Below are 4,126 nucleotides of genomic sequence, written 5' to 3'. Positions count from 1 at the left end.
TTTTTTCTTAGCTACAACTTTTTTCTTGACTACTTTTTTAACTGCTTTCTTAACAGTTTTTTTCTTTGGAGCTGCCTTCTTTACAGCTTTCATGGAAACAACCTTCTTCTTTTTTTTAGTTGCAACCATTTTCTTCTCCTTTTTGACCCGTCCTAAACTCTGGCCTTTAGCCGGAGCTGATACGGATTGTTGACCTTCCTCTTTGTTAGAGGTAGATTTTTTTATTAATTTTTTATCTACTGTTTCATTTAAATTATCTTCTTTTTTTTCTTTAAAATCAATCAATGCTTGTTTATCTTCATCATCTTCTTCTACTAACATCTCAACTGATGCCACAGAAGTAACTTTATCGCCATCATTTAGCCTCATGATCCTGATACCTTGAGTTGCTCTACCTATACGAGAAACTGAGGATAAAGGCATTCTAATTACTTGTCCTTTTTCAGATATAACAACTAAATCTCCTTCTGCTTTACTATCTACAATACGCATATCTACTATTTGACCAGTTTTCTTAGTGACTTCAGCAGCCTTAATCCCCTTACCCCCACGATGGTGTTTAGTAAACAGGTTGACTGAGCTTCTCTTGCCATAACCATTTTCCATTATAACCAAAACTTCGTCATTTTTTTGCGCAACATCCATACCTTGCACTGAATCTGACTTAGACAAACTTATGCCACGAACGCCTCTTGTTGCCCTTCCCATAGATCTTGCTTCCTTCTCATTAAATCTCAAAGCTTTACCTTCTTTGGTAACTAGTAATATTTCATCTTTACCGCTAGTTACTTTAACCCATTTTAATTCATCACTTGCATCAAGTTTAATAGCTATTAACCCAGACTTTCTGGCTACCTTAAAATCACCTATAGCCGTCTTTTTAACAAGTCCTCTTCTGGTTGCCATAATTAAGTAACCTTCTTTATTCGCAAGCTTAGAAATATTTACTAGCGCTGTTACTTTTTCTTCAGGGGCCAATTGGATAAGATTAACCAATGCCTGACCCTTGGCTGTCCGCTGCCCAATAGGAATATCATATACTTTAGCTTGAAATACCCTACCTTTATTGGTAAAAAACAGCATATTATCATGTGTGCTGGCCAATAAAAGATGTTCTACAACATCCTCTTCTCTCGTAGTCATACCAATAATACCTTTGCCTCCTCGAGCTTGAGCTCTATAAGTAGCTGGGCTTAACCTTTTTATATAGTTAGAGGTTGTAAGAGCAACTATTGCTTCTTCGTTGGGAATCAAATCTTCTTGTCCAAATTCAGAAACGCCAGTTCTGACAACTCTAGTCTTCCTCTCGTCGGCATATCTTTCCCTAATCTCTGAGAGTTCATCCTTGATAACTCCTAAAATCTTTTTAGGATGTTTTAAAAGATCTTCTAATTCGGCAATAAGTTTCTTTAAAGCTTTATATTCATCTTCCAGCTTTTTTCTTTCAAGCGCAGCTAAAGTTTGGAGCCTCATTAAAAGTATTGCTTCTGCCTGAACCGTTGTTAGCTTGAATTTTTTAACTAGATTTTCTTTTGCCTTATCTCGATCCGGAGACTGTTTAATGGTTTTTATTATCTCATCAATATGGTCTAAAGCTTTAATTAAACCTTCTAAAATGTGGGCTCTTTCTTTAGCCTTAGCTAGATCATATTTTGTTCTTCTTGTTACAACTTGTACCCTATGATCAATAAAATATTGAAGTATGTCTTTCAAGATTAAAAGTCTAGGCTGTATACCATCAACTAAAGCAACCATATTAAAATGAAACGCTGATTGCATTGGAGTAAACTTATAAAGTTGATTTAAAATCTTTTTAGGATAAGCATCTTTTTTAAGCTCGATAACAATACGGACGCTACCCCTTGCAGACTCATCCCGAAGATCAGAAATTCCAATAATTCTCTTATTTTTCACCAAATCAGCAATTTTTTCTATTAACGAGGCCTTATTTTGCTGATAAGGAATTTCTGTTACTAAAATCTCAAACTTGCCGTTTTTCTTTTCGTTAATTTCAGCTACTGCTCTCATCACAACACTACCTCTTCCTGTAGAATAAGCAGCTTCTATGTCTTTAACATTATAAATTATTCCGCCTGTTGGAAAATCTGGTCCTTTTATAAATTCAAGTAACTCATCGAGAGAAGCCTTAGGATTATCGATTACGTGCATTGTAGCGTCAATAACCTCACCTAAATTATGCGGCGGAATTACCGTTGCCATACCCACAGCTATTCCCATAGAACCATTAAGCAACAATTGAGGAAGTTTTGCCGGTAACACTTTGGGTTCTTTTTTGGTTCCATCATAATTTGGAACAAAATCTACGGTATCCTTATCGATATCAGACAACATTTCTTCAGTTATACGCGCCATTTTAGCTTCCGTATAACGCATTGCGGCAGCTGAGTCACCATCCATAGAACCAAAATTACCCTGACCTTGAACTAAAGGATAGCGCATTGAAAAATCCTGAGCCATTCTAACCATTGAATCATAAACAGCAGTATCACCGTGGGGATGATATTTACCTAAGGTTTCTCCAACGATCGTAGCGGACTTTCTAAATCTGCCTAAAGGTCTTAGCCCTAATTCATTCATAGCAAAAAGAATCCGCCTATGTACCGGTTTTAGGCCGTCACGAACATCAGGAAGAGCACGAGCCACAATCACACTCATCGCATAATCTAAGTAGCTTTCCTCCATTTCTGTAGTAATATTTCTAGGTTTTATATACCCTATTTCCTGATTCTGTATATTCTCTTTATCTTTATCGCTTTTTGCCATGAATCTTTCCCTATTTGAAAAATTTTAAAACCTGCCTTATTTAGACATTATCATTGCCCGGTTTTAATTATAGTTTACTCACTAGATATATCCCAACGATCAACAAGCCATTTACTATCACTTTGTACCCAAACCACCGCAAAGTACCTGTTTATAGTCCATTTTGATCCGCTTTCTCGATCAACCTGTAATTCTCTTCCATAAACGTCATACTGACTATCACTAGTTTTCTTGGTGATAGTTATCCTAAAACTTTCAGGATAAGAATACATCCTAGCATCAGTTGACAGATCTGCATAGTTAAACTCTTTCTGAAATGCAGAAGACATATATTTCTTAAGTTCATTTTCATTGCCGGCAATATATGCATTCATAAATGAGGTCACCAATGATTCTACTTTAGCTTTATCGTCAGCGGTCTGTTTATCTTTTCTCTCTTTTTCTGCCGTTTGCTGTTCATCTGATGCTAGCTTTTCTTCATAAGACGCTCTCACTTCCTGAAATTTCGTAACCACCACGGTAAAGGTATCATCAGATAGCTTGCTGTCTATAAAATCAAGTCTTGTATAAACCTTTGAAAAGGAAATCTTTGCAGTTTCACCCAGATTATCTATATCCTCAATGTCCTGATCGGTCATTTTTGAAGGATTATCAGCAGCTGATCGCAAACTTTGAAGATAGCTTTTATAATCCGACAAAGCCAAGACAAAAGCATCTTTTCCGTCTTTATAATTTTCCGGCGTATTTAGTTTTGTTATTTCATCCTGTTTATCACCTGCCATACCTTCAACAGATTTAATCTTTAAAGCAATGTTTTCAAAACTTTCCATTTCATTCATTGCGGTTACTTCTTTATTTAGAGCGTCATTTTCGTTATAAACGGTCTGCCATATGCCTCTAACTTTAGTTTTGTATTGTTCACCTTCGTTTGACTTGAAATAAAAAGTAGCCGCTAAAGCAGAAGCCGAAATTAAAAAAAGAGCAAAAAACGCTAAAAAAATCTTATTTTTGTAAAAAGGCTTTCTTTTCTTTTTTTGATTGTCGATAAGATCTTCAGTTTTGACCTCTTCTTCACCGGATTTCTTATGCAAACTCTCTCCGCAATGACCACAAAAATTCTCTGAATTTTTTTGGATAGCTCCGCAACTTGGACAGTAAATATTATCTGTTCTAATTTTAATATCAGTGGCTTTTTTAGTCATTTTTTCCTCGATTTATAATACTGATCTTATATTAAAATTATATCAAAATTACAAACAAAAAACAAGCCAATGTACGCGTCACGCACATTTGAGACTCCGGAACAGTTTTTATTAAATAATCAATGGGTGAAATATTACCC

Annotated in this window: 2 protein-coding genes; both read right to left on the bottom strand. The window is 35.7% G+C overall.

The window, feature by feature from the left end:
* Nucleotides 1-2,784 (bottom strand): hypothetical protein (locus COX95_05085; GenBank protein ID PIZ85168.1); only part of this gene is annotated, 2,784 nt, incomplete at its 3' end.
* Nucleotides 2,785-2,858: 74 nt separating this feature from the next.
* On the bottom strand, nucleotides 2,859-3,986 hold the full coding sequence (locus COX95_05080) for a hypothetical protein (GenBank protein ID PIZ85167.1): 1,128 nt from the start codon (nucleotides 3,984-3,986) through the stop codon (nucleotides 2,859-2,861).
* Between the last annotated feature and the right edge of the window lie 140 nt (nucleotides 3,987-4,126).

It is taken from the genome of bacterium CG_4_10_14_0_2_um_filter_33_32, from assembly GCA_002792735.1.
In the GTDB taxonomy this organism is placed as follows: Bacteria; Patescibacteriota; CPR2_A; order CG2-30-33-46; family CG2-30-33-46; genus CG2-30-33-46.
Note: the sequence above shows the minus strand (reverse complement) of the source record. Positions and strands in the feature narration are given on the sequence as shown.

Bases quoted from the DNA above. Each gene is read 5' to 3' on its own strand.
- COX95_05080 (PIZ85167.1), bottom strand. From the start codon at position 3,986: ATGACTAAAAAAGCCACTGATATTAAAATTAGAACAGATAATATTTAC.